Annotated in this window: 22 protein-coding genes and 1 tRNA gene; 12 read left to right on the forward strand and 11 right to left on the reverse strand. The window is 32.8% G+C overall.

Annotated features, from left to right (window positions below; genetic code table 11):
* The 4 genes from ACKVOV_RS03850 to ACKVOV_RS03865 all read right to left on the reverse strand — a co-directional run.
* A partial coding sequence (locus ACKVOV_RS03850) for an acyl-CoA dehydrogenase family protein (protein WP_409205453.1) occupies positions 1-1,489 on the reverse strand: 1,489 nt, incomplete at its 3' end.
* A 19-nt stretch (positions 1,490-1,508) separates the two neighbouring features.
* Entirely contained in the window at positions 1,509-2,693 is a 1,185-nt protein-coding gene (locus ACKVOV_RS03855; protein ID WP_409205454.1) for a thiolase family protein, read from the reverse strand.
* A gap of 3 nt (positions 2,694-2,696) precedes the next feature.
* Positions 2,697-5,087, reverse strand: coding sequence for a 3-hydroxyacyl-CoA dehydrogenase/enoyl-CoA hydratase family protein (locus tag ACKVOV_RS03860; RefSeq protein WP_409205455.1), 2,391 nt, complete (start codon positions 5,085-5,087; stop codon positions 2,697-2,699).
* The gene (locus ACKVOV_RS03865) at positions 5,071-5,538 is read right to left on the reverse strand and encodes a MarR family winged helix-turn-helix transcriptional regulator (RefSeq protein ID WP_409205456.1); all 468 of its coding nucleotides are present in this window, start codon (positions 5,536-5,538) and stop codon (positions 5,071-5,073) included. The genes ACKVOV_RS03860 and ACKVOV_RS03865 overlap by 17 nt, the downstream gene beginning before the upstream one ends.
* 424 nt (positions 5,539-5,962) lie before the next feature.
* On the opposite strand from ACKVOV_RS03865, the gene ACKVOV_RS03870 reads away from it, so the two are divergent.
* Both ACKVOV_RS03870 and ACKVOV_RS03875 read left to right on the forward strand, forming a co-directional pair.
* On the forward strand, positions 5,963-6,481 hold the full coding sequence (locus ACKVOV_RS03870) for a contractile injection system tape measure protein (protein ID WP_409205457.1): 519 nt from the start codon (positions 5,963-5,965) through the stop codon (positions 6,479-6,481).
* Positions 6,482-6,520: 39 nt separating this feature from the next.
* The gene (locus tag ACKVOV_RS03875) at positions 6,521-8,098 is read left to right on the forward strand and encodes a phage tail sheath family protein (RefSeq protein WP_409205458.1); all 1,578 of its coding nucleotides are present in this window, start codon (positions 6,521-6,523) and stop codon (positions 8,096-8,098) included.
* Between the two features lie 50 nt (positions 8,099-8,148).
* On the opposite strand, the gene ACKVOV_RS03880 is transcribed toward ACKVOV_RS03875, so the two are convergent.
* From ACKVOV_RS03880 to ACKVOV_RS03900, 5 genes are all read right to left on the reverse strand, one after another.
* On the reverse strand, positions 8,149-9,198 hold the full coding sequence (locus ACKVOV_RS03880; protein WP_409205459.1) for a proline iminopeptidase-family hydrolase: 1,050 nt from the start codon (positions 9,196-9,198) through the stop codon (positions 8,149-8,151).
* Positions 9,199-9,233: 35 nt separating this feature from the next.
* Positions 9,234-11,006: an AMP-dependent synthetase/ligase gene (locus ACKVOV_RS03885; RefSeq protein WP_409205460.1), complete on the reverse strand. Its 1,773-nt coding sequence runs from the start codon at positions 11,004-11,006 to the stop codon at positions 9,234-9,236.
* 62 nt (positions 11,007-11,068) lie between these two features.
* A complete protein-coding gene (gene msrB, locus ACKVOV_RS03890) occupies positions 11,069-11,455 on the reverse strand; it encodes a peptide-methionine (R)-S-oxide reductase MsrB (protein ID WP_300103324.1) in 387 nt (128 codons plus the stop codon).
* Between the two features lie 2 nt (positions 11,456-11,457).
* A complete protein-coding gene (gene msrB, locus ACKVOV_RS03895; protein WP_409205461.1) occupies positions 11,458-11,940 on the reverse strand; it encodes a peptide-methionine (R)-S-oxide reductase MsrB in 483 nt (160 codons plus the stop codon).
* 11 nt (positions 11,941-11,951) lie between these two features.
* Positions 11,952-12,806, reverse strand: a complete 855-nt coding sequence (locus tag ACKVOV_RS03900; RefSeq protein WP_409205462.1) for an alpha/beta fold hydrolase — start codon at positions 12,804-12,806, stop codon at positions 11,952-11,954.
* Between the two features lie 154 nt (positions 12,807-12,960).
* Between ACKVOV_RS03900 and ACKVOV_RS03905 the strand changes: the two genes are divergently transcribed.
* The 10 genes from ACKVOV_RS03905 (at position 12,961) to ACKVOV_RS03950 (ending at position 23,455) form a co-directional block, all read left to right on the forward strand.
* Complete coding sequence (locus tag ACKVOV_RS03905; RefSeq protein ID WP_409205463.1) at positions 12,961-13,773, forward strand: M48 family metallopeptidase; 813 nt, start codon at positions 12,961-12,963, stop codon at positions 13,771-13,773.
* 60 nt (positions 13,774-13,833) lie between these two features.
* Positions 13,834-15,168, forward strand: coding sequence for an MFS transporter (locus ACKVOV_RS03910; RefSeq protein WP_409205464.1), 1,335 nt, complete (start codon positions 13,834-13,836; stop codon positions 15,166-15,168).
* Positions 15,169-15,209: 41 nt separating this feature from the next.
* Entirely contained in the window at positions 15,210-15,929 is a 720-nt protein-coding gene (locus tag ACKVOV_RS03915; protein ID WP_409205465.1) for a hypothetical protein, read from the forward strand.
* Between the two features lie 200 nt (positions 15,930-16,129).
* Entirely contained in the window at positions 16,130-18,580 is a 2,451-nt protein-coding gene (lon, locus tag ACKVOV_RS03920) for an endopeptidase La (protein WP_409205466.1), read from the forward strand.
* 94 nt (positions 18,581-18,674) lie between these two features.
* Entirely contained in the window at positions 18,675-19,706 is a 1,032-nt protein-coding gene (gene porQ, locus ACKVOV_RS03925; protein WP_409205467.1) for a type IX secretion system protein PorQ, read from the forward strand.
* Between the two features lie 152 nt (positions 19,707-19,858).
* Complete coding sequence (cmk, locus tag ACKVOV_RS03930) at positions 19,859-20,539, forward strand: (d)CMP kinase (RefSeq protein WP_409205468.1); 681 nt, start codon at positions 19,859-19,861, stop codon at positions 20,537-20,539.
* Between the two features lie 78 nt (positions 20,540-20,617).
* Positions 20,618-21,988 (forward strand): nucleoside permease, encoded by a 1,371-nt coding sequence (locus ACKVOV_RS03935; protein WP_409205469.1) that lies wholly within the window; start codon positions 20,618-20,620, stop codon positions 21,986-21,988.
* 143 nt (positions 21,989-22,131) lie between these two features.
* Complete coding sequence (locus tag ACKVOV_RS03940; protein WP_409205470.1) at positions 22,132-22,599, forward strand: nuclear transport factor 2 family protein; 468 nt, start codon at positions 22,132-22,134, stop codon at positions 22,597-22,599.
* Between the two features lies 1 nt (position 22,600).
* A complete protein-coding gene (bshB1, locus tag ACKVOV_RS03945; RefSeq protein WP_409205471.1) occupies positions 22,601-23,317 on the forward strand; it encodes a bacillithiol biosynthesis deacetylase BshB1 in 717 nt (238 codons plus the stop codon).
* A 64-nt stretch (positions 23,318-23,381) separates the two neighbouring features.
* Positions 23,382-23,455, forward strand: a tRNA-His gene (locus ACKVOV_RS03950).
* A gap of 70 nt (positions 23,456-23,525) precedes the next feature.
* Here ACKVOV_RS03950 and ACKVOV_RS03955 read toward each other — a convergent pair.
* On the reverse strand, positions 23,526-24,554 hold the full coding sequence (locus ACKVOV_RS03955; protein ID WP_409205472.1) for a M28 family metallopeptidase: 1,029 nt from the start codon (positions 24,552-24,554) through the stop codon (positions 23,526-23,528).
* On the reverse strand, positions 24,554-25,681 hold the full coding sequence (locus ACKVOV_RS03960; protein WP_409205473.1) for a DUF3667 domain-containing protein: 1,128 nt from the start codon (positions 25,679-25,681) through the stop codon (positions 24,554-24,556). Before ACKVOV_RS03960 ends, ACKVOV_RS03955 begins: the two co-directional genes overlap by 1 nt.
* Positions 25,682-25,689 lie beyond the last annotated feature (8 nt).

Below are 25,689 nucleotides of genomic sequence, written 5' to 3' on the forward strand. Positions count from 1 at the left end.
TATCGGCAGCAGCCATTAATAATTGTTGGTGTGCATCTAAATCTGGTCCGTATTTTTGAACCGCTCCACCAGCAACCATAAGGAATGCTTTTTTCAATTTGCCAATCATTTCTTTCTCTTCGGCAAACAATTCAGAATAATCAGGAGTTTCAAATGAAGGAATTCCCATTAATTCTTCTTGTACTTTTGATGCTGGTCCTAATAAATCAATATGACCTTTCATGGCTTTTTTTATTAACATTCCAACAGAAAGCATTCTGTTTATTTCGTTTGTTCCTTCGTAAATACGAGCAATACGAGCATCTCTCCAAGCGCTTTCCATAGGTGTGTCTTCAGAGAATCCCATTCCACCAAAAATTTGAATTCCTTCATCAGCACAGGCTTGAACGTCTTCTGAAACTGCCACTTTTAAAATAGAACATTCTATAGCAAATTCTTCAACGCCTTTTAATTCTGCTTCTTGGTGTGATGCTCCTTCTGCTTCACGAGCAACGATTCTGTCTTCGATGCCTTTTGCAGCACGATATGAAGCACTTTCTCCAGCGTAACATGAAGTTGCCATTTCGGCTAATTTAGAACGAATAGCTCCAAAACTAGAAATAGGTGTATTAAATTGTATTCTCTCGTTAGCATATTTTACAGAACCAGAAATAACTCTACGTTGTGCATCTAAACAAGCAGCTGCTAGTTTGATACGACCAACGTTTAAAGCATTCATCGCTATTTTGAATCCATTTTCTCTTTCAGATAACATATTTTCAACAGGAACTTTTGTTTCATTGAAGAATACTTGACGAGTAGATGAAGCACGAATACCTAATTTGTGCTCTTCTTCGTTCATTGTAATTCCGTTTGCTGGATCATTTTCTACAATAAAACCAGTAATGTTTTTATCAGTACCAATTCTTGCGAAAACTATAAATAGAGAACAGAAACCTGCGTTAGAAATCCACATTTTTTGTCCAGTAATCGAGTAATATTTTCCGTCTTCAGATAAAACTGCTTTCGTTTTACCAGAATTTGCATCAGATCCTGCTCCGGGTTCTGTTAAGCAATACGCACCAAACCATTCGCCTGAGGCTAATTTTGGTACATATTTTTTCTTTTGCTCATCACTTCCGTAAAGCGTTATTGGCATTGTTCCAATTCCAGTGTGTGCTCCAAAAGCAGTAGAGAATGAACCCGTTGCACCCGAAATATAATCGCAAACTAACATGGTAGATACAAATCCCATTCCTAATCCACCGTATTCTTCAGGAACAGCAACTCCTAAAAGTCCTAGTTCACCAGCTTTACGCATGCTTTCTTCGGTAAATGCATAATCCTTTTTTTCAAAACGATCTTTATTTGCCCACAATTGTTTGTCTGTGAATTCTTTAACCATTGCACGCATCATGATTTGCTCTTCTGAGAAATCTTCTGGTGTAAATACGTTTTCACATTTTGTTTCTTTTACTAAAAACTGTCCGCCTCTTGTTATGTCTTCCATCACAATATCTTTTTTATCGTTAATTTAATAATTCGTAAATACCTGCAGTTCCTTGACCAGTTCCTACACACATAGAAACGATTCCGTACTTGCTTTTTCTTAATCTCATTTCTTCAAAAAGTTGCACTGATAGTTTTGCACCTGTACAACCTAGTGGATGTCCTAATGCTATAGCGCCACCATTTACATTTATGATATCAGGATTTAAGCCTAGTTCACGTGTAACTGCTAATGCTTGAGACGCAAATGCTTCGTTCAATTCGATTAAATCGATATCATTTAAATTTAATCCCGCTTGTTTCAATGCTTTTGGAATCGCTTTTACAGGTCCAATTCCCATGATTCTTGGTTCAACTCCTGCTGAAGCAAAATTTACTAATCTTGCAATTGGTTCAAGGTTTAATTCTTTTACCATTTCTTCACTCATAACCAGTACAAAAGCAGCTCCATCACTCATTTGCGAAGAGTTACCAGCTGTTACACTTCCATCGGCAGCAAAAACGGGTCTTAAGCCAGCTAATGCTTCAATAGAAGTTCCAGCTCTTGGTCCTTCGTCTTTGTTTACCACATACGATTTGGTTTCTTTTTTACCATTTTCATTGATAAAAGTTTGTTCCACTGTAATTGGCACAATTTGTTTATCAAATTTTCCTTCAGCCTGAGCTTTCAATGCTTTGTTATGAGATTGAAAAGCAAATTCATCTTGATCCGCACGAGAAATGTTGAATTGTTTTGCTACCGCTTCCGATGTTAATCCCATTCCCCAGTAGTAATCCTCGTGTCCTGCTGCTGCCATTTTATAATCCGGAGTGGGTTTGTAACCACCCATCGGAATATAACTCATACTTTCGGCTCCACCAGCAATGATACAATGTGCCATTCCTGATTGAATTTTGGCAGTTGCCATTCCGATTGTTTCCAATCCAGAAGCGCAATATCTATTTACAGTTACACCTGGTACATCTTCGATTTTTAATCCCATTAATGAAATTAAACGACCTACATTTAGACCTTGTTCTGCTTCTGGCATGGCATTTCCAACCATAACATCATCAATACGTTTTTTGTCGAAATTTGGCAATTCATTCATCATAAATTCGATGGTTTCTGCTGCCAATTCATCAGGACGTTTAAATCTAAAAACTCCTTTTGGTGCTTTACCAACGGCAGTTCTATATGCTTTTACTATATATGCTGTTTTCATCTTCTAGTTTCTTAATGGTTTTCCTTTGGTTAACATAAACTGTATTCTTTCTAACGTTTTTCTTTCCGTGCAAAGTGACAAGAAAGCTTCACGTTCTATATCTAATAAATATTGTTCAGATACTAATGTAGCTTCAGATAAATCACCACCAGCCATAACATAAGCTAGTTTATTTGCGATTTTAAGATCGTGTTCCGAGATGTATTTTCCAGCAACCATTTGATTAGTTCCAACTAAGAACATTCCTAAAGCTTGTTTTCCTAAAACTTTTACATCTGTTCTACGGATTGGTTGTGTATAACCCGCTTCGGCCATTAATAAAGCATGTTTCTTAGCTTCGGCAATTTGACGGTCTTTGTTCACGACCACAATATCTTTACCGTGTTGTAAAAGCCCAGAATCAAAAGCTTCGTAAGCCGAAGTCGATACTTTTGCCATAGCGATAGTCATAAAGTATTCTTGCAACACATTCAGTTCTACATCGTTTTTACGGAATAAATCAGATGCACGCAAGGCCAATTCTTTCGAACCACCACCGCCAGGAATAACCCCAACGCCAAATTCAACCAATCCCATATAGGTTTCTGCTGCGGCAACCACTTTATCAGCATGCAAACTCATTTCGCAACCACCACCAAAAGTCATTCCGTGAGGAGCAACCACAACAGGGATTCCGGAATAACGCACACGCATCATCGTGTCTTGGAACATTTTGATGGCCATATTTAGCTCATCATATTCTTGCTCCACGGCCATCATGAAAATCATTCCAATATTGGCACCAACAGAGAAATTCGCTGCTTGATTTCCAATCACCAAACCTTGGTATTCTTTTTCGGATAAATCTATCGCTTTATTGATTGCAGCTAAAACATCACCTCCAATAGTGTTCATTTTGGATTGGAATTCTAAATTCAAAATTCCGTCTCCCAAATCTTGGATAATAGCACCGCTATTGCTCCATACTTTTTTACTTTCGCGAATGTTGTTCAGGATGATGAATGCATCTTGACCTGGAACTTTAGTTTGTGATTTTGTTGGAATATTGTAGAAATAAGTAGCGCCCTCTTTAATACTGTAAAAACTCGTACTTCCAGAAGCTAACATTTCGGTAACCCAAGCTGCAGGTTCAAGACCTTCGGCTTTCATGATTTCGATTCCTTTTTCAACACCAATGGCATCCCAAATTTCGAATGGACCATTTTCCCATCCAAAACCAGCTTTCATGGCATCGTCTATTTTGTATAATTCATCAGAGATTTCAGGAATACGGTTGGAAACATAAGCAAACATTCCAGCAAAACTCTTTCTGTAGAATTCACCAGCTTTGTCTTTTCCTTTTACCAGAACCTTAAATCTGTTGATTGGTTTGTCAATTGTTTTGGTCAATTCCAAAGTAGCAAAAGAAGCTCTTTTGGCAGGGCGGTATTCCAAAGTATCCAAGTCCAAAGAAAGAATGTCTTTGTCTACTTTTTTGTAGAAACCTTGACCAGTTTTACTTCCCAACCATTTGTTTTCCATCATTTTGTTGACAAAATCAGGAAGTTTGAATAACTCGTGTTGTTCGTCCGTTGGACAGTTTTCGTAGATTCCGTTGGCAACATGCACCAAAGTATCCAATCCAACAACGTCGACAGTTCTGAAGGTTGCCGATTTAGGTCGACCAATAACCGGACCAGTTAATTTATCTACTTCTTCAATCGTTAATCCCAATTCTTTTACCAAGTGGAACAAACTCTGAATTCCGTAAATACCGATACGGTTTCCAATGAAAGCAGGAGTGTCTTTGGCAACAACCGAAGTTTTTCCCAAGAATTTTTCTCCGTATATCGTTAAGAAATCCAATACTTCTGTTGAAGTTTGTGGACCAGGAATAATTTCGAATAATTTTAAGTAACGAGCTGGGTTAAAAAAGTGAGTACCGCAGAAGTGTTTTTGGAAATCTTCACTACGTCCTTCGCTCATAAAGTGAATCGGAATACCAGATGTGTTTGATGTTACCAAAGTTCCCGGTTTTCTAAATTTTTCAATTTGCTCAAAAACCAATTTTTTGATATCCAAACGCTCTACAACCACCTCAATGATCCAATCTACATTGGCAATCTTGGCCATGTCGTCCGTAGTGTTTCCAGTGGTGATTCGGCTGGCGAATTTTTGACTGTAAATAGGAGAGGGCTTCGATTTTAATGAGTTGGCTAAATGTTCGTTTACCACTCTGTTTCTTACGATTTTGCTTTCTAAAGTGAGTCCTTTTTTAGTTTCAGCTTCAGTAAGTTCTCTAGGAACGATGTCTAAAAGTAAAACTTCGACACCAATGTTGGCAAAATGACAAGCAATTCCCGAACCCATAATTCCGGATCCAATTACTGCAACTTTTTTAATTGTGCGTTTCATTTTCTATTTTTTCGGTTTGATTAAATATGTTTTTATCTTGAATTAATTCGTTTATTATTTCTGAAACTTCCATGAAGTTTTGAAGTTTTTCATGTGATACGTTTTGTTTTACCGTTTCATTAAATTTTAGAACTGTATTTTTAGACAATTCTCTTTTTTCTTTTCCAAATTCGGTTAAATATATTAGAACACCACGACCGTCGTTTGGATTTGGCTTTCTGTATATTAAACCTTTTTCTTCCATCGATTTTAAGGTTCTGGTTAGGCTAGTCGCTTCCATTCCCATTTTTGGACCTAGTGTCGTAGAAGGCGTTCCTCCTTCTTTATCGATACTTAATAATGTAAATCCTACTGCCATAGAGGCTCCATATTTTGCTGCTTCTTCGTTGTACATTCTGGCTACTGCCTGCCATGTTGCGCGAAGTATATAATCGATTGTTTTTTCTTTCATATTTTATTATAACAATTTCAAAGATACTAAAAATTTATTATGCACGCATAGTAAATAATGTTATTTTTTTAGTTTTATATAAAAATAAATAAAAACAACTTCTAAAACAGTTTGTTTATCAAGCATTTATAAGTATATGTTATTTTATGGGAAATTGACTTTTGTTAGTTTTAAATAAAAGTATGGTTAGAGAATTGAGTATTTAAAACAAGATTATATTTATTGTTAATATTAATAATTAAATAATTTTCACTTGAAAATACGTAAAACTACCTGATTATTTACAAATGGAATACAATATTTTTGTGACTATTTTACAGCTTTGAGTAATGTTTTAAAAAAAGAATCTTATATTGGTTTTTTGCTCGGAATAAAGAGAAATATATACAAATAAAATATTCATTATTAAGCAATAATCTAAAAAATGGTCAGTAAACAAGAAGGTGTTGCAATTAGAAATGCAGGTATTGTATTACTCAATAATTATGTCTTGCTGTTGCTAGAACGTTTAGATTTAGTTGAGGAAAATAAGTTTAAAAATGAGGAATGTCAATTGCAAGGAGTTCATTACTTGCAGTATTTGGTTACGGGTTTATCTAAGACAGAAGAAAGTTTTTTACCACTTAATAAAGTATTGTGTGGTTTACCATTAGTAACACCAGTTGCTGATGGTATTGAGATTACAGATAACCAGAAAAATCTAATTTCGGGTCTTATTAATGCTGCAATTTCTTATTGGCCAACCATTGGTAATACTTCTGTAGATGGTTTTAGAGGCAATTGGTTAGTTAGGGATGGGTTTTTAGTAGAAATGGAGGAACGATGGGAATTAACTGTAGACAAAAGGGCGTATGATTTATTAATTCATAAATCACCATTTTCTTTTTCAATTATTAAATATCCTTGGATGATAAAACCTTTGCATGTAATTTGGTCATATTAAAAACACTAATTTTATAGAATAAATAAATTATAAGAAATTATGATTGAATCGAATATTAAATCACCAGGTGTTTATATAGATGAGTTAAATGCTTTTTCAAATTCGGTAGTTCCAGTAGCAACAGCAGTTCCTGCTTTTATTGGTTATACACCTACAGCTGTATACGAAGGAAAATCTTATACTAATGTGGCTCAAAAAATAACTTCTTTTGCAGAGTTTCAAGCTATTTATTGTTTTCCAGATCCTGCTCCTCCAGCAAGTCCAGCAAAGCAATACACACCAGAATATTATTTGACTAAGCAAAAAAGTCAACCCACAAAAGGGGATTATATTCTTATTGATAGTGATTATTATTCTATTGTTCCTGATCCAAATACCATTTATTATTTATACAATAGTATAAGATTGTTTTATGAAAATGGAGGAGGAGATGCTTATATTGTTTCAGTAGGTTGTTATGGACCACATTCTAAAAAACCAATAAATGCAGGTGATCAAATTGTAAATCCTAATGTACAACTAACCGATTTACAAGATGGTTTGTCATTGCTCTTGAATGAGCAAGAGCCTACAATGTATATTTGTCCTGAAGCAACATTGCTGAGTGTCGAAAACAATGGTGTTATAATGCAAGCAATGTTGAAACAATGTACAGAAATGCAAACTGCTATAGCTATTTTTGATATTATAGGAGCAAGAAATCCAGATCCTACATTATATGCAAATGACATCGAAATTTTTAGAAACAATACTGGTTCGCTAGGATTAAATTATGGTACGTCATATTATCCTTTTATAGGAACTACCATAATGCAAAATCAAGATATCGATTATACAAATTTATTTGGAGGTGATACAAAACAACTAAAAGCAATTCTAAATCCTGTGGATAATCCTAATCCAAATGTTGCAAGTATTTTTACAAACATCAATAACCCTTTATCTGGATTATCGATAATACAAAATAATAATGCTTTAATAAATGCTAGTGAAACCTATGCCCTTATTATTAAACATATATTGATTGATGTTAATATTTTACCACCTAGTGGTGCTATGGCTGGTGTAATTACTACTATTGATAATCAAGAAGGAGTGTGGCAAGCGCCAGCTAATACGTCGATTGTAAGTGTTTCTTCATTGCCTATTAATTTGTCAGATGAACAACAAGGGAACTTGAATATAGATGCTATTTCAGGGAAATCGATTAATGCTATTCGTTTTTTCAATGGAATAGGAATTTTAGTTTGGAGTGCAAGAACTCTAGACGGAAATAGCTTGGATTGGAAGTATTTATCAGTAAGAAGAACCATGACTTTTTTAGAACAATCTTGCAAGTTGGCTGCAAATGCGTATGTTTTTGAACCCAATGACAAAAACACATGGGAATCTGTTAAAGCTATGATAAGTAGTTTTTTAACATCAATATGGAAAGAAGGAGGACTACAAGGAGCTTCTGCTTCTGATGCATTTTCAGTAGCGTGTGGATTGGGAACTACGATGACTTCTGATGATATTCTAAACGGATTTATGAATGTAACCGTAAAAGTAGCCATTATTCGTCCCGCAGAATTTATTGTACTTACTTTCCAACAACAAATGGCTGTGTCTTCGTAATTATTAATAAAAATAGCTCATTAACACCACAATGTTAATGAGCTATTTTTTTATCCTTTTTTAAATTTTCCATTATCGACATCTTTCAAAAACTGAATTACTCCTGAAAAATAGTTTTTCTGGTCATCATATTGTGAAAGGTGACTTCCGTTTGGGCAAAACAAAAATCGCCCGTTTTGTACTTCATTAGCAATCCATTTCATGTGTTCTGGATTCATGGTGTCATATTTTGCACCAATAGCTAAAGTCGGAATTGTTAATGTTTTGAGTCTAGACTTTATATCCCAATTTTTCAGCGTCGCATTTCCTGTGATTCCAAATTCACTCGGACCTTGCATAAATACATATACGTTCGGATTGATATGTTTGAATGCTCTGTTGATAGATTCCGGCCATTCTTCTATGGGTTTTCTCAGAATATGTTCAGTATAATAATATTTAAATAGTAATTCGGTGTATTTTGGATTCGTATAATCTTTATTTTTTTCGAATGTTTTAATTTGATTGAAAACTTCAGACGGAAGTTGCGGACCAAGTACTTCTTCAGCATATTTATTATATTCTGGTGCACTTGCCATCATATTTGAAATAATGAGTCCTTTTAGATTTTTTTGATATTTAAGTGCATATTCCATAGCGAGAATTCCTCCCCATGATTGTCCTAGTAAGTAAAAATTAGTATTGTCCAGTTTTAATGCTTTTCGAACTTGTTCTACTTCCTCTACAAAGCGTTCATTTGTCCACAAACGGTTATCATTTGGTTGGTCGCTGTAATAAGAACCAAGTTGGTCGTAATAAATATATTCGATACTTTGGTTTGGAAAATAACCATCAAAACTTTCGAAGCATTCATGTGTTAATCCAGGTCCGCCATGAAGTAAAAGTACTTTTATGGTTGGATTATTTCCTACCGTTTTTGTCCAAACTTTAAATTTCCCAATAGGAGTTGTAATCGGAATCATTTTTATTCCGCCAGTAAACTGGTCGTCTCGTTTGGAAAAGTCTAAATAATTGGCTTTAACAGATTCTTCGGGTGTATTTTTACAATTATTAAAGAAAAAGATAATAAATACTGATAATATTAAAGTTCTTATTTTCATAATAATGAGTTATAAATTATCTTTTTATTTTGGATTTAATTATAAATTTTCTCGTATAAACCTTGGTATTTTTCTAAAACAACTTTTCGTTTTAGTTTTAATGTTGGCGTAAGATGACCAGCAGGAATTGTCCATAAATCTGGTGTAAGTTCAAAACGTTTTATTTTTTCCCAATTACCAAATTTCTCGTTCAATAAATCAACTTCTTGTTGAATACGTTCGATAACTTTTGGGTTTGCAATTATTTCTTCATTTGTATTTCCTAAAGGTACATTGTGTAATGTTGCCCATTCTTTTACAAATTCGAAATTGGGTTGTATAAATGCTGCTGGCATTTTTTCGCCATCTCCAATCACCATTATTTGCTCTATAAAACGCGACTGCTTCATCGTATTTTCTAACAATTGTGGCGCAATATATTTACCACCAGAAGTTTTAAACATTTCTTTTTTACGATCTGTAATTCTTAAGAAACCTTCATTGTCAAATTCTCCAATATCACCAGTGTGAAAATAACCATCTTTGAGAACTTCTTTTGTTTGAGCTTCATCTTTGTAATAGCCCATCATCACATTTGGACCTTTGCATAGAATTTCGCCATCGTGAGCAATTTTCACTTCTACATTATCAATTACTTTACCTACAGTTCCAATTTTGAAACCTTTATTTCTCATATCGTTTACCGATATTACAGGAGAAGTTTCGGTTAGTCCATAACCTTCCATAACGGGAATTCCTGCTGCTGCAAAAACTCTAGTTAGTCTTGGCTGCAAGGCAGCGCTTCCAGAAACCATAAGATCTAAATTACCACCCAAACCTGCTTTCCATTTGCTAAAAACAAGTTTTTTTGCTATCTTAAGTTGCATTTCGTACCACCAGCCATTTGCTCCGTAAGGTTCGTATCGTAATCCTAAATCTATAGACCAAAAGAAGAGTTTCTTTTTGATACCAGTAAGTTCCGCTCCTTTTGCATAAATACTATCGTACACTTTTTCTAAAAGTCTAGGTACAACAGACATAACTGTTGGTTTAACTTCTTTAAGATTATCACTAATTTTATCTATAGATTCTCCAAAATAAATAGATACTCCATAATATTGATATAGATACAATATCATTCTCTCAAAAATATGACAAACGGGTAAAAAGCTTAATGCCTTACTATTTGTGGCATCAAAAGGAATTCGATGTGAGCTATCTAAAGCATTTGAAACTATATTTTGATGAGAAAGCATTACACCTTTTGGTTTTCCTGTTGTACCTGAGGTGTATATTATAGTAGCTAAATCATTAGTTTGCACTGAATTTTTTCTGTCGTCAACTTCGTTTTGGTTGGTTTTGTCTTCACCTAATTTAAGTAATTCTTTCCAGCTTTTACAATTTTCAATATCATTAAAAGAAAAAACTTCTTTAAGATTTGGAACATTATTTTTAATTAAATTTACTTTTCGAAGTACTTCTGAATCGGAAATAAAGCAATATTTTGCTTCACAATGATTCAAAATATATTCGTAATCATCCTCTGAAATTGTTGGGTATATTGGGACATTTTGTGCACCAGTTTGTAAAATACCAATATCCATAATATTCCATTCTGTTCTATTATTGGTTGATATTATGGCAATTTTATCGTTTTTTTGAATTCCCATTCGAAGTAATGCCCTCGAAATGGTATTTGCTTTATCAATATATTCTTGCGTCGAAGTTTTTACCCAAACTCCATCTTGCTTTGTGACAAGAGCATCAAGTAAATTTTGTTTATCTAGTTGGTAATAAGGAAAGTCGAATAATCTTGTAATCTTGGTCATTCTAAATATGGGGTTAATTTTTATGCAAATTAATAAAAAATACCAAGAATTACAATTTTTGATTATTTAAAGTCAACAGAAAGAGAATTTACACAATATCTTACACCAGTTTTTGTTGGACCATCATTAAAAACATGACCTAAATGTCCTCCACAATTAGCACATACAATTTCGGTACGAATCATACCATGTGTGTTATCTTTTATATATTGTACTTTTCCTGGAATTGATTCGTCGAAAGATGGCCAGCCACAATGTGCATTAAATTTTGAATTGCTTTCAAATAGCGGTTCTTTACATCCACCGCAAACATAAGTTCCGTTTTCGGCATGAAGGTTATAAGTTCCAGAGTGTGGGGATTCTGTTCCTTTTTGTCGAAGGATTCTATATTTTTCTTCACCAAGCTCCATTTTCCATTGGGCTTCGGTTTTTTCTACTGGATATTTCATAATTATTTTTTTGGAATAAATAAGATTGAAACCGAATTGGTACAAAAACGTTTTCCAGTTGTTTCTGCTGGACCGTCATCAAAAACATGGCCTAAATGTCCACCACAATTAGCACACATTACTTCAGTTCTTTGCATACCAAAAGTTGAATCAGTTTTATAAATCACACTTCCTTTGATAGCTTGGTCAAAGGATGGCCAACCACATTCTGAATTAAATTTTGCATCGGAAGTGAATAAAGGATTCTTGCAGGCAGCGCAAGCATAATATCCTTTTTCGAAATGATTCCAATATTCTCCCGAGAAAGAAGCTTCTGTACCTTTTTTTCTTAAAACGTCATATTGTTCTGGAGTAAGTTCAGATTTCCATTGTGCATCCGTTTTTGAAATTTTATATTTAGGTATTACTTTTTCTGCTTTCTTTTCTTGACTATGGCAAGAACTTAAACTGAAAACAAATGCTAATAAAATGATTATTTTTTTCATTTTCACTATATTTAATTTTGAATAAAATCAAGCACTTTATTAATGACATTTACATCGCCAAGAATTTTCCTGTGTCCTAATCTCTGGGTAATAAGCATTTCGCTGTTTGCTAAATGTTTATGAATGTTTTTTCCGCAATAAATAGGCACTTCATAATCGTTCTCATCATGAATAACTAGAGTTGGAATAGTTACTTGTTTTGCGGCTAGATGTGCTGCATAATTTTGCATGGGTTCACCAAACCTTTTTTCAAAAAGTTCACTCATTCTATTGGCAACAATTGGTTTTAGCTCTAGTTTTTTGACATAATCATCAAGAATATCTTCAACTTTATCACCACTTCCTATAACTACTAATTTTTTTAGTTGCAATCCCTGCTTTACTGAATTTAATAACGCCATTCCACCAAGAGAATGACCAATAGCTGATTCGAAAGGACCATACAATTTTTCTAATTCTAATATAGAAGCTATAAATTCTGGCATTAAGGTTGTTTTAGTTCCAGATTTACCATGAGCTGGAGCATCAAAGCTTATTGTAGAATAACCTAAATTAAGTAGTTCATCCGCAAATTTTACTAATTGAGTACCACGACCTGACCAACCATGAACTAGTAATATTTTTTTCGGACTATTTCCGTAATGATACACTACAATTTTTTTATTGATTTTTGGAACAAATACAATTTCTTGATTAGTATTTTGTTCCATCATTAATTCCCTATTTGGAGTTTTATGTTTAATAGGAGTTGTAAATATTTTTGAAGCCAATTTTGTTACTAATCCCACAGAAAAGAACTGAGTAATTTTGACGGCATATAAAATGGCTTTTGGAATTTGAGTGTCTTTCTTTTTTTTTGTTTTCAAAATACTGAAATTTAAATAGAGTGCAATTTAAGTTTTTAATTTTTTTGGTATAAAAATTGAATCATAAATTAATCATAAAAATACTTTGTTAGTTTTTATAAGTATAATTTGAAAAAACACATTAATTTTGTAATATATTAAAACACATTAAAAAATGAAAAAAGGAATCATAATTTCAGCTATAGGAATTTTAGTTTTATCGTGCGCTACAAACCCGTTCACAGGAAAAAGCACAATGGCTTTAGTTCCGGATAGTGAGATATTTCCATCAGCTTTTCAACAATATGGACAATTTTTAGCCGAAAATAAAGTGATTTCAGGAACTAAAGATGCTCAAAGGGTTGAAAATGTAGGTACTAAAATAAAAGTGGCTGCAGAAAGATGGCTAACTGCAAATGGTAAACCAACCTATTTAGCTAATTACAAATGGGAATACAAGCTGGTTGAGAGTAAAGAAATAAATGCTTGGTGTATGCCAGGAGGAAAAATAGTTGTTTATACAGGTATTTTACCTATCATGAAGGACGATGCGGGAATGGCTGCAGTTATGGGACATGAAGTCGCTCATGCTCTAGCAAATCACGGACAGCAGCGTATGAGTGCTGGTATGTTGCAACAACTTGGAGGTGTAGGCGTAGCGGTTGCTACAGGCAATAAAAGCCCAGAAACACAACAAATGATTATGCAGGCTTATGGAGTAGGAAGCGAGGTTGGCGGTATGTTACCTTTTAGCCGTAGTCATGAAAGTGAAGCCGATATGATTGGACTTACACTTATGGCAATTGCAGGCTATAATCCTGATAATGCTGTTGCAATTTGGGAGCGTATGTCTGCCCAAGCAGGAGGAAATGCTCCGGCAGAAATCATGAGTACACACCCATCAAACGAAACACGTATTGCAAATCTAAAAACGCTATTGCCTCAAGCAAAAGCTGAGGCAGCAAAATTTGGTGTTATTTTTAAATAAAAATATATTACTTTCGAAGCCACGCAATGCGTGGTTTTTTTTATGCTAAATTTTTAAATTATGAAGACACTTCGAAAAGGAGATAAAAAATTACTAAATGCTTGGGCATTTTACGATTGGGCAAATTCAGTTTATAGCTTGGTAATTGCTTCAGCTATTTTTCCTATTTTTTATGAAATGATTTTTAAAAATAGAGGAAATAATTACGTTGATATTTACGGTTATCACTGCAAAGATACCGCAATGATAACTTTTGTTACAGCATTAGCGTTTCTAATAGTTGCTTTTATTTCGCCTTTTTTATCAGGAATCGCAGATTATGTAGGAAACAAAAAAGCATTTATGAGATTCTTTTGTTACCTTGGTGGTTTGTCTTGTATTTCTCTATATTGGTTTAATTTAGAAAATTTGTTTTTAAGTTATACAGCTTATTTATTAGGATTAATAGGCTTTTGGGCGAGTTTAGTTTTTTATAATTCTTATTTACCAGATATTGCATATCCTGAACAACAGGATAGAGTTAGTGCAAGAGGATTTTCTATGGGATATATAGGAAGTACTATATTGTTGATTATAAATCTTGCGATGGTAATGTTTCCCGATAAGTTTTATATCACTGCGGATAATCCGGATAGAGCAAGAGAAATTGCAATGCGAACTTCTTTTTTAATGGTTGGTATTTGGTGGATAGGCTTCAGTCATATAACTTATTATTTTTTACCAAAAGGTTCATCAACAGGGCATAAAGTGACTAAAGCAGTCCTTTTTGATGGTTTTAGAGAACTAAAATTAGTTTGGAAACAATTGCAACAAAACATTACCTTAAAAAGATATTTGCTAAGCTATTTTGTATTTATCATGGCAGTACAAACTGTAATGTTAGTCGCTACATATTTTGGAGCTACCGAAATAAATTGGATAACTCCAAGTCAGAAAACAACTGGGCTAATCATTAGTATATTAGTCATTCAATTGGTTGCTGTTTTGGGTGCTTTTCTTACCTCGAGAGCGTCAGGAAAATTTGGAAATATTAATACTTTAATATTTCTTAATGCATTTTGGGCCATACTTTGTGTTTTTGCTTATTTTGTTACAGAACCCAATGAGTTTTATATTGTAGCTGGTTTCGTAGGATTAGTTATGGGAGGTATACAATCGTTAGCTCGTTCTACTTACTCAAAATTATTACCAGAAACAGATGATACTGCATCTTATTTTAGTTTTTATGATGTGACCGAAAAAATAGGAATCGTTATAGGAATGTCTATATACGGAATCATAGATCAAGTTACAGGTTCTATGAGAAATTCGATAGTATTTTTAGCTATTTTCTTTGTAATAGGAGTGATTTTGCTATTAAGAATTCCGAAAAATAATTTGTTAAGCAATAATTAATATTATATTTGAATAAAATTTTAAAAATTAACACCTACAAAATGAATAAAATAAAAAGTATTTCTGCATTTTTATTATTGTTTTCAGCAGTAATTTTAACATCATGTTCTGTAGAACCTTATACTGGACCAATGCCTAGTTCTGCAAGTAATGGAGGAAATCAATCTACTAATGATTATTGGCCTTCGGCTATTAATAATCAATGGGTTTTTAGTTTAAATGGAGTTAATCAAGCACCTCTCAAAATGGTTTCTATAGATGCTATTGGAGGAAATAGCTACTATACATTTAATTCTCAATCTAACGGAGGAGTAAGTCAAGTAACTAGATTAAGAAAATCGAATGGAGATTATTATTTAAAAAGTGAAGATGTTATAGTTGCGGCTCAAGGCGGAATTCCAGGATCTACGTCAACTGGGACAGAAAGAATACTTTTAAAAGATTATTTAGCTGTAGGAGGTACTTGGACTACTGATTATGTTCAGACTACAACATATACTGATCCTACATATCCAGTTGTTACAACTAATTTTAACATCGTTTCAACTATTTTAGAAAAAGGTTCAACTTTAACTGTTGGAGGTCAAACGTTTAATGATGTAATTAAGGTGAGAGTAGTACAAAATATTACATTTTCTGGACAAAATTCTTCTGCAATATCTTATTATTGGTATGCTAAAAATGTTGGCCCTATTAAAATTGAAACAACATCTGGAATAACAACTTATATTCAAGATTTAGTATCATATATTTTAAATTAATTTTTATAAAATATACTTAAAAAACCCATCTCCTTCAAAAAAGAGATGGGTTTTTTATGGCATAATCCTTGACTTATTACAATGAATTTGATGTAAATAATTCTCTTATTTATTGATTTTCAACTAAATGATAGTTTATTATGTAATAACTTTGCATAGTAAGCATTCTATGTTTAATGACAAAATGACCTAAATACAATATGTCTCAACAAAAAATAATTACCATTGACAATTTGTCACTACAAGAATTCGATTCTGAAGCAGATTTAATTCCACTTCTTACGCCAGAAGACGAAGAAGAAATGAACAATGAAGAATTACCATCAGAATTGCTCATTCTTCCGCTTCGAAACACCGTGCTTTTTCCAGGTGTTGTAATCCCTATTACCGCTGGGAGAGATAAATCGATTAAGTTGATTAACGATGCCAATGCTTCCGATAAAATTATCGGAGTCGTATCGCAAAAAAATGAAGAAGACGAAGATCCTACCGAAAACGATATTAATAAAATAGGAACGGTTGCTAAAATCCTTCGTGTTTTAAAAATGCCTGACGGAAATGTAACCGTAATTTTACAAGGAAAAAAACGTTTCGAAATAGATAAAGTAACGGCTACAGAACCTTACATGAAAGCTTCGATAAAAGAAGTCAAAGAAGAAAGACCAGCTAAAAAAGACAAAGAATTTTCGGCTATAATCGAATCCGTTCGTGATTTGGCAATCCAAATTATTACCGAAAGTCCAAATATTCCTACCGAAGCTACTTTTGCAATCAAAAACATTGAAAGCAATTCATTTCTGGTAAATTTTGTTTCTTCAAATATGAATCTTACGGTTACAGAAAAACAAGATTTATTAGAAATAAACAAGCTAAAAGAAAGAGCTTTAGCGACTTTAAAATTCATGAATTTAGAGTTTCAAAAATTGGAACTTAAAAATGACATACAATCTAAAGTTTGTTTCGATTTAGACCAACAACAAAGAGAATATTTCTTGCACCAACAAATGAAAACCATTCAAGAAGAATTGGGCGGCGTTTCGCAAGAAGAAGAAATCGAAGAATTACGTGCAAAATCTAAAACTAAGATTTGGGACGAAAAAACGCAAAAGCATTTTGATAAAGAATTGTCAAAAATGCAACGTTCTAATCCACAATCACCAGATTTTGGTATCCAAAGAAATTATTTAGAATTATTTCTAGATTTGCCTTGGGGAAAATATTCTAAAGATAAATTCGATTTAAAAAAAGCAGAAAAAATCCTCGATCGAGATCATTTTGGTTTGGAAGATGTTAAGAAAAGAATGATAGAACATCTTGCAGTCCTCAAATTGCGGAATGATATGAAATCGCCAATTTTATGCCTTACAGGACCTCCAGGAGTTGGAAAAACATCTATCGGAAAATCTATTGCAGATGCTTTAGGTAGAGAATATGTTCGAGTTTCTTTAGGTGGTTTGCGTGATGAAGCGGAAATTCGTGGACATCGTAAAACCTATATTGGTGCAATGCCAGGAAGAATTCTTCAAAGTTTAAAAAAGGCGGGAACATCAAACCCAGTTTTTGTTTTAGACGAGATAGATAAATTGTCAACAAGTAATCAAGGTGATCCATCATCGGCATTGTTGGAAGTTTTAGATCCTGAGCAAAACAGCGAATTCTATGATAATTTTCTAGAAATGGGTTACGACTTGTCGAAAGTTATGTTTATTGCGACTTCAAACAATATGGCAACCATACAACCTGCCTTGAAAGACAGGATGGAAATCATCAAAATGTCTGGTTATACTATTGAAGAAAAGGTTGAAATTGCCAAACAACATTTGTTTCCAAAACAATTAGCAGTTCATGGTTTAACCTCGAAGCATTTAGTAATTGGTAAAAAGCAATTAGAAAAAATAGTAGAAGGTTATACACGTGAATCTGGTGTTCGTGGACTAGAAAATAAAATTGCACAAGTAATTCGAAATGCTGCCAAATGTGTAGCTATGGAAGAAGAATACAATATAAAAGTGACTGATGAAGATATTATCAAAATTCTAGGTGTTCCTAGATTAGAGAGAGATAAATCAGAAAATAATGATGTGGCAGGTGTTGTTACAGGATTGGCTTGGACATCAGTTGGTGGTGATATTTTATTTATAGAATCCTTAATTTCTCCAGGAAAAGGAACCATGACTATTACTGGAAATTTAGGTACAGTAATGAAAGAATCAGCAACCATTGCTTTAGAATATATTAAAGCCAATGCTGAATTATTGGGACTAAATTCCGAAATGTTAGCCAAATATAATATTCACTTACACGTTCCAGAAGGCGCAACACCAAAAGACGGTCCAAGTGCAGGAATTGCTATGCTAACATCATTAGTGTCTGTTTTTACTCAGAAAAAAATCAAGAAAAGTTTAGCCATGACTGGCGAAATCACTTTGCGTGGAAAAGTATTGCCAGTTGGAGGAATCAAAGAAAAAATTCTAGCGGCAAAACGTGCAAACATTAAAGAAATTATTTTGTGTCACGAAAATAAAAGTGATATCGACGAAATAAAACCTGAATATCTTACAGGTCTAACTTTTCATTATGTGAAAGAAATGAGTGAGGTTTTAGCCATTGCCATTACAAATGAGAAGGTGAAAAAAGCTAAAATATTATAAATTAAAAAACGGTTAAATTTTTAACCGTTTTTTTTATAAAAAAAATAATATCTTCGCTTCTGCGTTATATAGTTTTTAAGACGCCAAAAAATAAATGCAAAAAAAACACCTAATTCTCTTATTATTTACAATCTATACTTCGACTTATAGTCAAATAGGAGGGCAGGGCGTATATCAGTTTCTAAATCTAATTTCGTCGCCAAGACAAGCCGCATTAGGAGGGAAAACAATTACAAATTATGATTATGATGTTAATCAACCTTTATTTAATCCAGCAAGTATAAATACCGAGATGGATGGGCGTTTAGCTGTAAACTACGGAAACTATTTTGGCGATGTAACCTACGGAACGGGAGCTTTTGCTTATACATATGATAGACACGTACAAACATTGCATGGCGGAATTACCTATATAAATTACGGAAAATTTGATGGTAGAGACGAATTCGGAGCCACCACAGGGGAATTTACAGGAAGCGAAATTGCACTATCATTAGGCTACGCTTATAATGTACCTTTTACAAAATTATATCTAGGAGGAAATGCAAAATTTATCTCCTCTACACTCGAAAGTTATAATTCATTTGGAGTCGCTGCCGATTTGGCTGCTATGTATGTAGATGACAAAAATGATATAAATTACGGGCTTGTAGTTCGAAATTTCGGAACACAAATTAAAACTTACAACGGTACAAATGAGAAATTACCGTTCGAAGTCATTGCAGGAATATCACAAGAATTAGAAAATGTACCCATTCGCTGGCATTTAACACTAGAAAATTTACAACATTGGAATGTTTCCTTTGCTAATCCTGCTCGAGCAACACAAACTATCGATGGAGAAGCTACTCAAGAAAAAGTAGGATTTCTAGGAAATACTTTTAGACACGTTATTTTTGGCGCCGAAATTTTCCCTAAAAAAGCATTTAGTTTAAGACTAAGTTATAATTTTAGACGCGCAGCCGAACTCAAAATTCTAGAACAACGAACATTCTCAGGAATATCAGCAGGTTTCGGAATCCGATTCCGAAAATTCCGCTTCGACTATTCTTACTCAAGATACACCTTAGCCGCAAATACAAGTTTATTTGGACTAACAATCAATTTGTATAACAACGAAAAATAATTTTTTTGAAGCAGTAACCCTAAAGTATTTAGCAAATAATATTCCTGCTGTACGTTTCAATCTTTTCTTTTTTAAAGGAAAAAAGAAAAGGATTTCCACTTCCATCAGGGCTAAAAACAAACTTTGAGACTGCTATTAAACATTTTAAAAAATTGAAAAAAATAACCATTGCCATCGACGGATTTTCCTCAACAGGAAAAAGCACATTAGCCAAACAGTTAGCCAAACATTTGGGTTATATATATGTAGATACAGGTGCTATGTATCGTGCCGTAACCTATTATGCGATGCAAAATAATTACATTAATGACAAGGAGTTTAATCAGCAAGCACTAATAAAAGATTTGCCTAAAATTAAACTTACTTTTCATTTTAATCCAAATTTAGGATTTGGCGAAATGTATCTAAATGATATTAATGTTGAGAATGAAATTCGCACTATTGAAGTATCTAGTTTTGTAAGTAAAGTAGCTGAGGTATCTCAAGTCAGAGCTAAACTAGTCGAGCAACAACAAGAAATGGGCAAAAATAAAGGAATCGTTATGGACGGTCGTGATATAGGAACTGTAGTTTTTCCTGATGCCGAACTCAAAATATTCATGACAGCCAGTGCAGAAACTCGAGCACAACGTCGTTATGATGAAATGTCAGAAAAAGGACAACTTATTTCCTATCAAACAGTTCTCGAAAATGTACAACAACGAGATTTTATAGATACCCATCGTGAGGATTCTCCACTTGTAAAAGCTGATGATGCTATAGAAATAGACAATTCTCATTTGTCTAGAGAAGAACAATTTCAGGTTGTTCTGGATTTGGTTAATAATATTTAGAAAAATTTATTTGTAAAGTTATTTTTATTGTTAGTTTTACGTTTCTAAAAAATACCTAACCGATTTAAAAACTAAAAAATGAGCATAAAATATAGATTAACAATAATGAGCTTCTTACAGTTGTTTGTGTGGGGAGCTTGGTTAATAACGATAGGGAATTATTGGTTTGGTACAAAACAATGGAGTGGAGAAAATTTTGGTGATGTATTTTTAACTCTTGGAATTTCTTCAATTATTATGCCTGCAATTACAGGAATTATAGCTGATAAATGGATTAATGCAGAAAAACTTTATGGAATACTACATATTTTGTATGGTTTTGTTTTATTTTATTTACCTCAAGTTGATTCGCCAAATACTTTTTTCTGGGTTATACTCATGGCAATGCTTTGTTATATGCCTACGTTATCACTTTCTAATTCAATTTCATATACTATATTAAAGAATAATAATTTTGATATTGTAAAAGTATTTCCTCCTATCCGAGTATGGGGAACTATTGGTTTTATTGTAGCAATGTGGATTACAAATTTAACTGGAAATAAAGCTTCGGCTAATATGTTTTATATTGCAGGAGTTGTTGCTTTATTTTTGGGAATTTATGCATTTACATTACCAAAATGTCCTCCACAAAAATTAATTGAAGAAAATGCTTCGTGGACTAAGAAATTAGGATTAAATGCCTTTAAATTATTTGGAACATACAAAATGGCGTTGTTTTTTATCTTTTCTATGTTTTTAGGAGGTGCATTGCAATTAACAAACATGTATGGTGATGTATTTTTATCTGAATTTGGAAATTTTGAAAAATATAAAAATTCATTTGTAGTTGAGTATTCAACTATTATTATGTCAATTTCTCAAATATCGGAAACCTTATTTATTCTAGCTATTCCTTTCTTTTTGAAGCGTTTTGGAATCAAACAGGTAATGCTAATTAGCATGTTGGCTTGGGTTTTACGTTTTGGTCTGTTTGCTTATGGAGATCCTATAGGAGGACTTTGGATGATTATTTTATCTTGTATTGTATACGGGATGGCATTCGATTTCTTTAATATTTCAGGTTCATTGTTTGTAGAAACTACAACCGATTCTAATATTCGTTCATCTGCCCAAGGATTATTCATGATGATGACAAATGGATTCGGTGCTTTACTAGGAGCCAAAATAAGTTCTATAATGATTGCTAAGTATTTTACTTTCAAATTTTCAAATTTAAATGATTTACTAAATCATTTTGGAACTGATGTTGACAATCCAGCTATTAAAAATATATTAGGGAACAATAAAGTATTAGAAAATAATGTGCTTGAAAAATTTGTAACAGTTAGAGATTGGTCAAATATATGGTTGTCATTTGCTATTTATGCTTTAGTAATTGCAATAGCTTTTGCAGTTTTGTTTAAACACAAACACGATCCTAAAGATGTAGAAAGTGTGACTCATTAAAATTGAATAAAAAAAGGTACGTAATCGTACCTTTTTTTATTCAATAAATTAGATGTATATTTAAATATAAAAAAAATATTTCTTATTATATTAGTATTTTTGTTACTGTGTATTCAGTATTTCTTAATTTTTAAAAACTTAAAATGGACAATAAAGAGTTAATACAAAAATTTTATAATTCATTTGCTGCTGGTAATTCAGAAGGAATGATAAGTTGTTATCATGATAATATCCAATTTGAAGATCCTGCTTTTGGAAAACTACAAGGAGAAGACGCCAAATTGATGTGGGAGATGCTTTTAAGCAGAAATACAAGCTTAAAAATTAATTTCAATGATGTACAGGCTAATGAACATAATGGTTCCGTAAATTGGATTGCTGAATATACTTTTGCTCAAACAGGAAGAAACGTAATAAATAAAATTTCGGCTCAATTTGAATTTGCTGATGGTAAAATAATAAAACATACAGATTATTTTGATCTCTGGAAATGGACACAACAAGCACTAGGATGGAAAGGATATTTGTTTGGTTGGACACCATTTATGAGAAGTAAAATTCAAAAAATGACAAATGGGTTTCTAAGTACTTATAAGAAAAATAAAAAATAAAATGAAGTTAGATATACTCGCTTTTGGAGCGCATCCAGATGATATAGAATTAGGCTGTGCTGCAACAATCGCTAAAGAAGTTTCACTTGGTAAATTGGTTGGAATCGTCGACTTAACTCGTGGAGAATTAGGTACACGAGGATCTGCAGAAATTAGAGATATAGAGTCCGCAAATGCAGCTAAAATTCTTAAAGTTGCTGTGAGAGAAAATCTCGGTTTTAGAGATGGTTTTTTTAAGAATGATGAGGAACATCAATTAGAAGTTATTCGAATGATTAGAAAGTATAAACCAGAAATTGTACTTTGTAATGCTATAGATGATCGTCATATAGACCACGGAAAAGGAAGTAAATTAGTTTCTGATGCTTGTTTTTTGTCAGGTTTGTCAAAAATACAAACTAGTTTAAATGATGCCATTCAAGATGCTTGGAGACCAAAAGTTGTATACCATTATATACAATGGAAAAATATACAGCCTGATTTTGTAGTTGATGTTTCTGGTTTTATGAATATTAAGATGGACGCTATTATGGCTTACGATTCGCAGTTTTATAATCCAGAATCGAAAGAACCAGAATCTCCAATAACTTCTAAAAACTTTTTAGATAGTGTAAAATATCGTGCTCAGGATATAGGAAGGCTAATAAATGCAGAATTTGGTGAAGGTTTTACAGTTGAAAGGTATTTGGCAGTCAATAGTTTAGGTGATTTGAAATAATTTTTTTATTTTTTTCTTTGTAAAACACAACTTTTACAATATATTTGCACTCGTTAAACAAATGGTGGTTGTAGCTCAGCTGGTTAGAGTATTGGTTTGTGGTGCCGAGGGTCGCCGGTTCGAACCCGGTCAGCCACCCTAAATAACGCAAAAGCTCCGAAGTAATTCGGAGCTTTTTTTTATGCTATTATATTTCTTGTGTGAGTGATTACTTTCCAGATTTATCTACTTTTGGTCTGTCTTTTGCATTGGCTAATTCCCAGGCACTGCTAAAAGCAAGCTGAGCTCTTTTTGCCAAGGCATCAAACTCTATTTTTTCTACTTCATCACTTGCTTTATGATAATCTTCGTGTACGCCGTTAAAAAGGAATACAGATGGAATATTATGTTTTGCAAAATTATAGTGATCTGAACGATAATAGAAACGATTAGGGTCGCTACGATCATTAAATTTATAGTCTAAATTAATGTTTGTGTATTTTTTGTTGGCTTCCTCGCAGACATTATATAAATCGGTCGAGAGATAGTCTGAACCAATTATATAAACATAATTGTTAGAACTTTTATGAAACTCATCACGACGACCTATCATATCTATATTAATATCAGTAATGGTATTTGCTAGTGGGAACAAAGGGTTATCTGTGTAATAACGAGAACCATGTAAACCATGCTCTTCGCCTGTTACATGAAGAAAAAGGATTGAACGTTTTGGACCATGACCTTCATTTTTTGCTTGCTGAAAAGCTTGAGCAATTTCTAATAAAGCAACTGTTCCAGAGCCATCATCGTCGGCACCATTATAAACTTCCCCTTCTTTTGTTCCTATATGATCGTAATGTGCTGAAATAACGAGAACTTCTTTAGGTTTCTCAGAACCTTCAATATAAGCCCAAATATTTTCAGAGTCAGGTAATTTTTCTCCATATCCATTATTCATGAATGATGCTGGTACTTTTTGATAAAAACTAGTTGCTCCTTTTGGAAATGAAATTCCATTTTTGGTATAAGTTTCTACGAGATATTTTCCTGCTTTTTTTTGTCCTTCAGATCCTGTTTCTCTTCCTCCCATTTCGTTTGAAGCCACAATATAAAGATGCGTTTTTAAATCTTCGACAGAAATTGAGTTTATATATTTGGTTACGTCTACAGGAGTTTTAGATGCAATTGTTTTTTTGCTAGAACAACCAGCAATTGCAATAGATGTTAAGGCAAATAGGAGAATTCTATTTTTCATTAGTGAATATTTATAAAAGTAAAGACTACAAAAATTAATAATATGAAAGATATAAAAAACATATTTATAAAATACATAAGTAAACTTTTTATAAATGAAATTGTTCTAGTTTCTTCATAAAACCTATGATGTGCTTTAAAAAAATAAATTATAACCCAAATAAATTGAGCAAACATTAAAAAACCTAAAATAATATCTACATATTTATTGTCTCCAAAAACAAAAGCTAGTGTTGCACTAATGATTGTGTATATTAATGAGAGTAGTAATAAAAACGAAAAGTAATGCAATGTGAAAATTCCATGATCAAAATAATACCATCTTTTTTTGCTATGAAAAAGCCATAAAATTAGAGCAAAAATTGGCATATATATAAATAATACTTTTGGAAAATTGTGAAAGAAAGATTCCTTAAATTTTTCTATCAATTCATCTCCAGAATACTTTCGAGATATTTGAATCATTCTTTTTGTAAACCAATATTCTATAGAAGATAGTTTTTGAGAAGATTTACCATATTTTTGTATAGAGTCTAGTTGTTTTACAGATTTGTATTTTTTCTTACCAAAATAGAAAGCTTCATTTTCTTTTTCTTTAGATTTTTTGAGGTAATTTATAAGAGTGTCAGCTTCTTTTTTGGTTAGTTTTCCGTCGTTTTGAAGAGCAATAATTTTCAATTCTTCTTTAGAAATAGGGGCTTTTTTATGATTATTATCTTTGTTATTGTCTATTTCAGCAAGAGAATTTTTAATATTTGCTCTAGTTTCTTCTTTTTCTTCTTTTTTCTTTACATTAATAACATGTGATTCTTCTTCTGGCAGAAGAGATAGTGCAAAAAATGTGATAAAGCTAATAAATATATATAATCTGACTGGTGCCAAATAGGAGAGTCGCTTACCAGATAAATACTCTTTTGTTAACGAAGCGGGTTTAAAAAGTAAATTTCTAATTGTTCTCCAAAAAGCATTTTCATAATGAGTTAAATCTTCAAAAAAATGTAGAAACAGATGATGAAATGTTTTACGAGTATCTTCATTTTTTTGCCCACAATTAGGACAGAAATTATTTTCTACAACATGTCTACAATTTAAACAAGTTTTATCTTTTCGTATATTACTTTTGCTCATATAAAAAA

It is taken from the genome of Flavobacterium sp. (assembly GCF_046153165.1).
GTDB lineage: Bacteria > Bacteroidota > Bacteroidia > Flavobacteriales > Flavobacteriaceae > Flavobacterium.

Excerpts from the sequence above, each read along its gene's own strand:
- bshB1 (WP_409205471.1), top strand. The coding sequence starts at position 22,601 with ATGAAGTTAGATATACTCGCTTTTGGAGCGCATCCAGATGATATAGAA.
- ACKVOV_RS03865 (WP_409205456.1), bottom strand. The coding sequence starts at position 5,538 with ATGAAAGAAAAAACAATCGATTATATACTTCGCGCAACATGGCAGGCA.
- ACKVOV_RS03935 (WP_409205469.1), top strand. The coding sequence starts at position 20,618 with ATGAGCATAAAATATAGATTAACAATAATGAGCTTCTTACAGTTGTTT.
- ACKVOV_RS03870 (WP_409205457.1), top strand. The coding sequence starts at position 5,963 with ATGGTCAGTAAACAAGAAGGTGTTGCAATTAGAAATGCAGGTATTGTA.
- msrB (WP_300103324.1), bottom strand. The coding sequence starts at position 11,455 with ATGAAATATCCAGTAGAAAAAACCGAAGCCCAATGGAAAATGGAGCTT.
- ACKVOV_RS03885 (WP_409205460.1), bottom strand. The coding sequence starts at position 11,006 with ATGACCAAGATTACAAGATTATTCGACTTTCCTTATTACCAACTAGAT.
- ACKVOV_RS03940 (WP_409205470.1), top strand. The coding sequence starts at position 22,132 with ATGGACAATAAAGAGTTAATACAAAAATTTTATAATTCATTTGCTGCT.
- ACKVOV_RS03855 (WP_409205454.1), bottom strand. The coding sequence starts at position 2,693 with ATGAAAACAGCATATATAGTAAAAGCATATAGAACTGCCGTTGGTAAA.
- ACKVOV_RS03905 (WP_409205463.1), top strand. The coding sequence starts at position 12,961 with ATGAAAAAAGGAATCATAATTTCAGCTATAGGAATTTTAGTTTTATCG.
- ACKVOV_RS03915 (WP_409205465.1), top strand. The coding sequence starts at position 15,210 with ATGAATAAAATAAAAAGTATTTCTGCATTTTTATTATTGTTTTCAGCA.
- ACKVOV_RS03875 (WP_409205458.1), top strand. The coding sequence starts at position 6,521 with ATGATTGAATCGAATATTAAATCACCAGGTGTTTATATAGATGAGTTA.
- porQ (WP_409205467.1), top strand. The coding sequence starts at position 18,675 with ATGCAAAAAAAACACCTAATTCTCTTATTATTTACAATCTATACTTCG.
- ACKVOV_RS03960 (WP_409205473.1), bottom strand. The coding sequence starts at position 25,681 with ATGAGCAAAAGTAATATACGAAAAGATAAAACTTGTTTAAATTGTAGA.
- ACKVOV_RS03860 (WP_409205455.1), bottom strand. The coding sequence starts at position 5,087 with ATGAAACGCACAATTAAAAAAGTTGCAGTAATTGGATCCGGAATTATG.
- lon (WP_409205466.1), top strand. The coding sequence starts at position 16,130 with ATGTCTCAACAAAAAATAATTACCATTGACAATTTGTCACTACAAGAA.
- ACKVOV_RS03910 (WP_409205464.1), top strand. The coding sequence starts at position 13,834 with ATGAAGACACTTCGAAAAGGAGATAAAAAATTACTAAATGCTTGGGCA.
- ACKVOV_RS03955 (WP_409205472.1), bottom strand. The coding sequence starts at position 24,554 with ATGAAAAATAGAATTCTCCTATTTGCCTTAACATCTATTGCAATTGCT.
- msrB (WP_409205461.1), bottom strand. The coding sequence starts at position 11,940 with ATGAAAAAAATAATCATTTTATTAGCATTTGTTTTCAGTTTAAGTTCT.
- ACKVOV_RS03880 (WP_409205459.1), bottom strand. The coding sequence starts at position 9,198 with ATGAAAATAAGAACTTTAATATTATCAGTATTTATTATCTTTTTCTTT.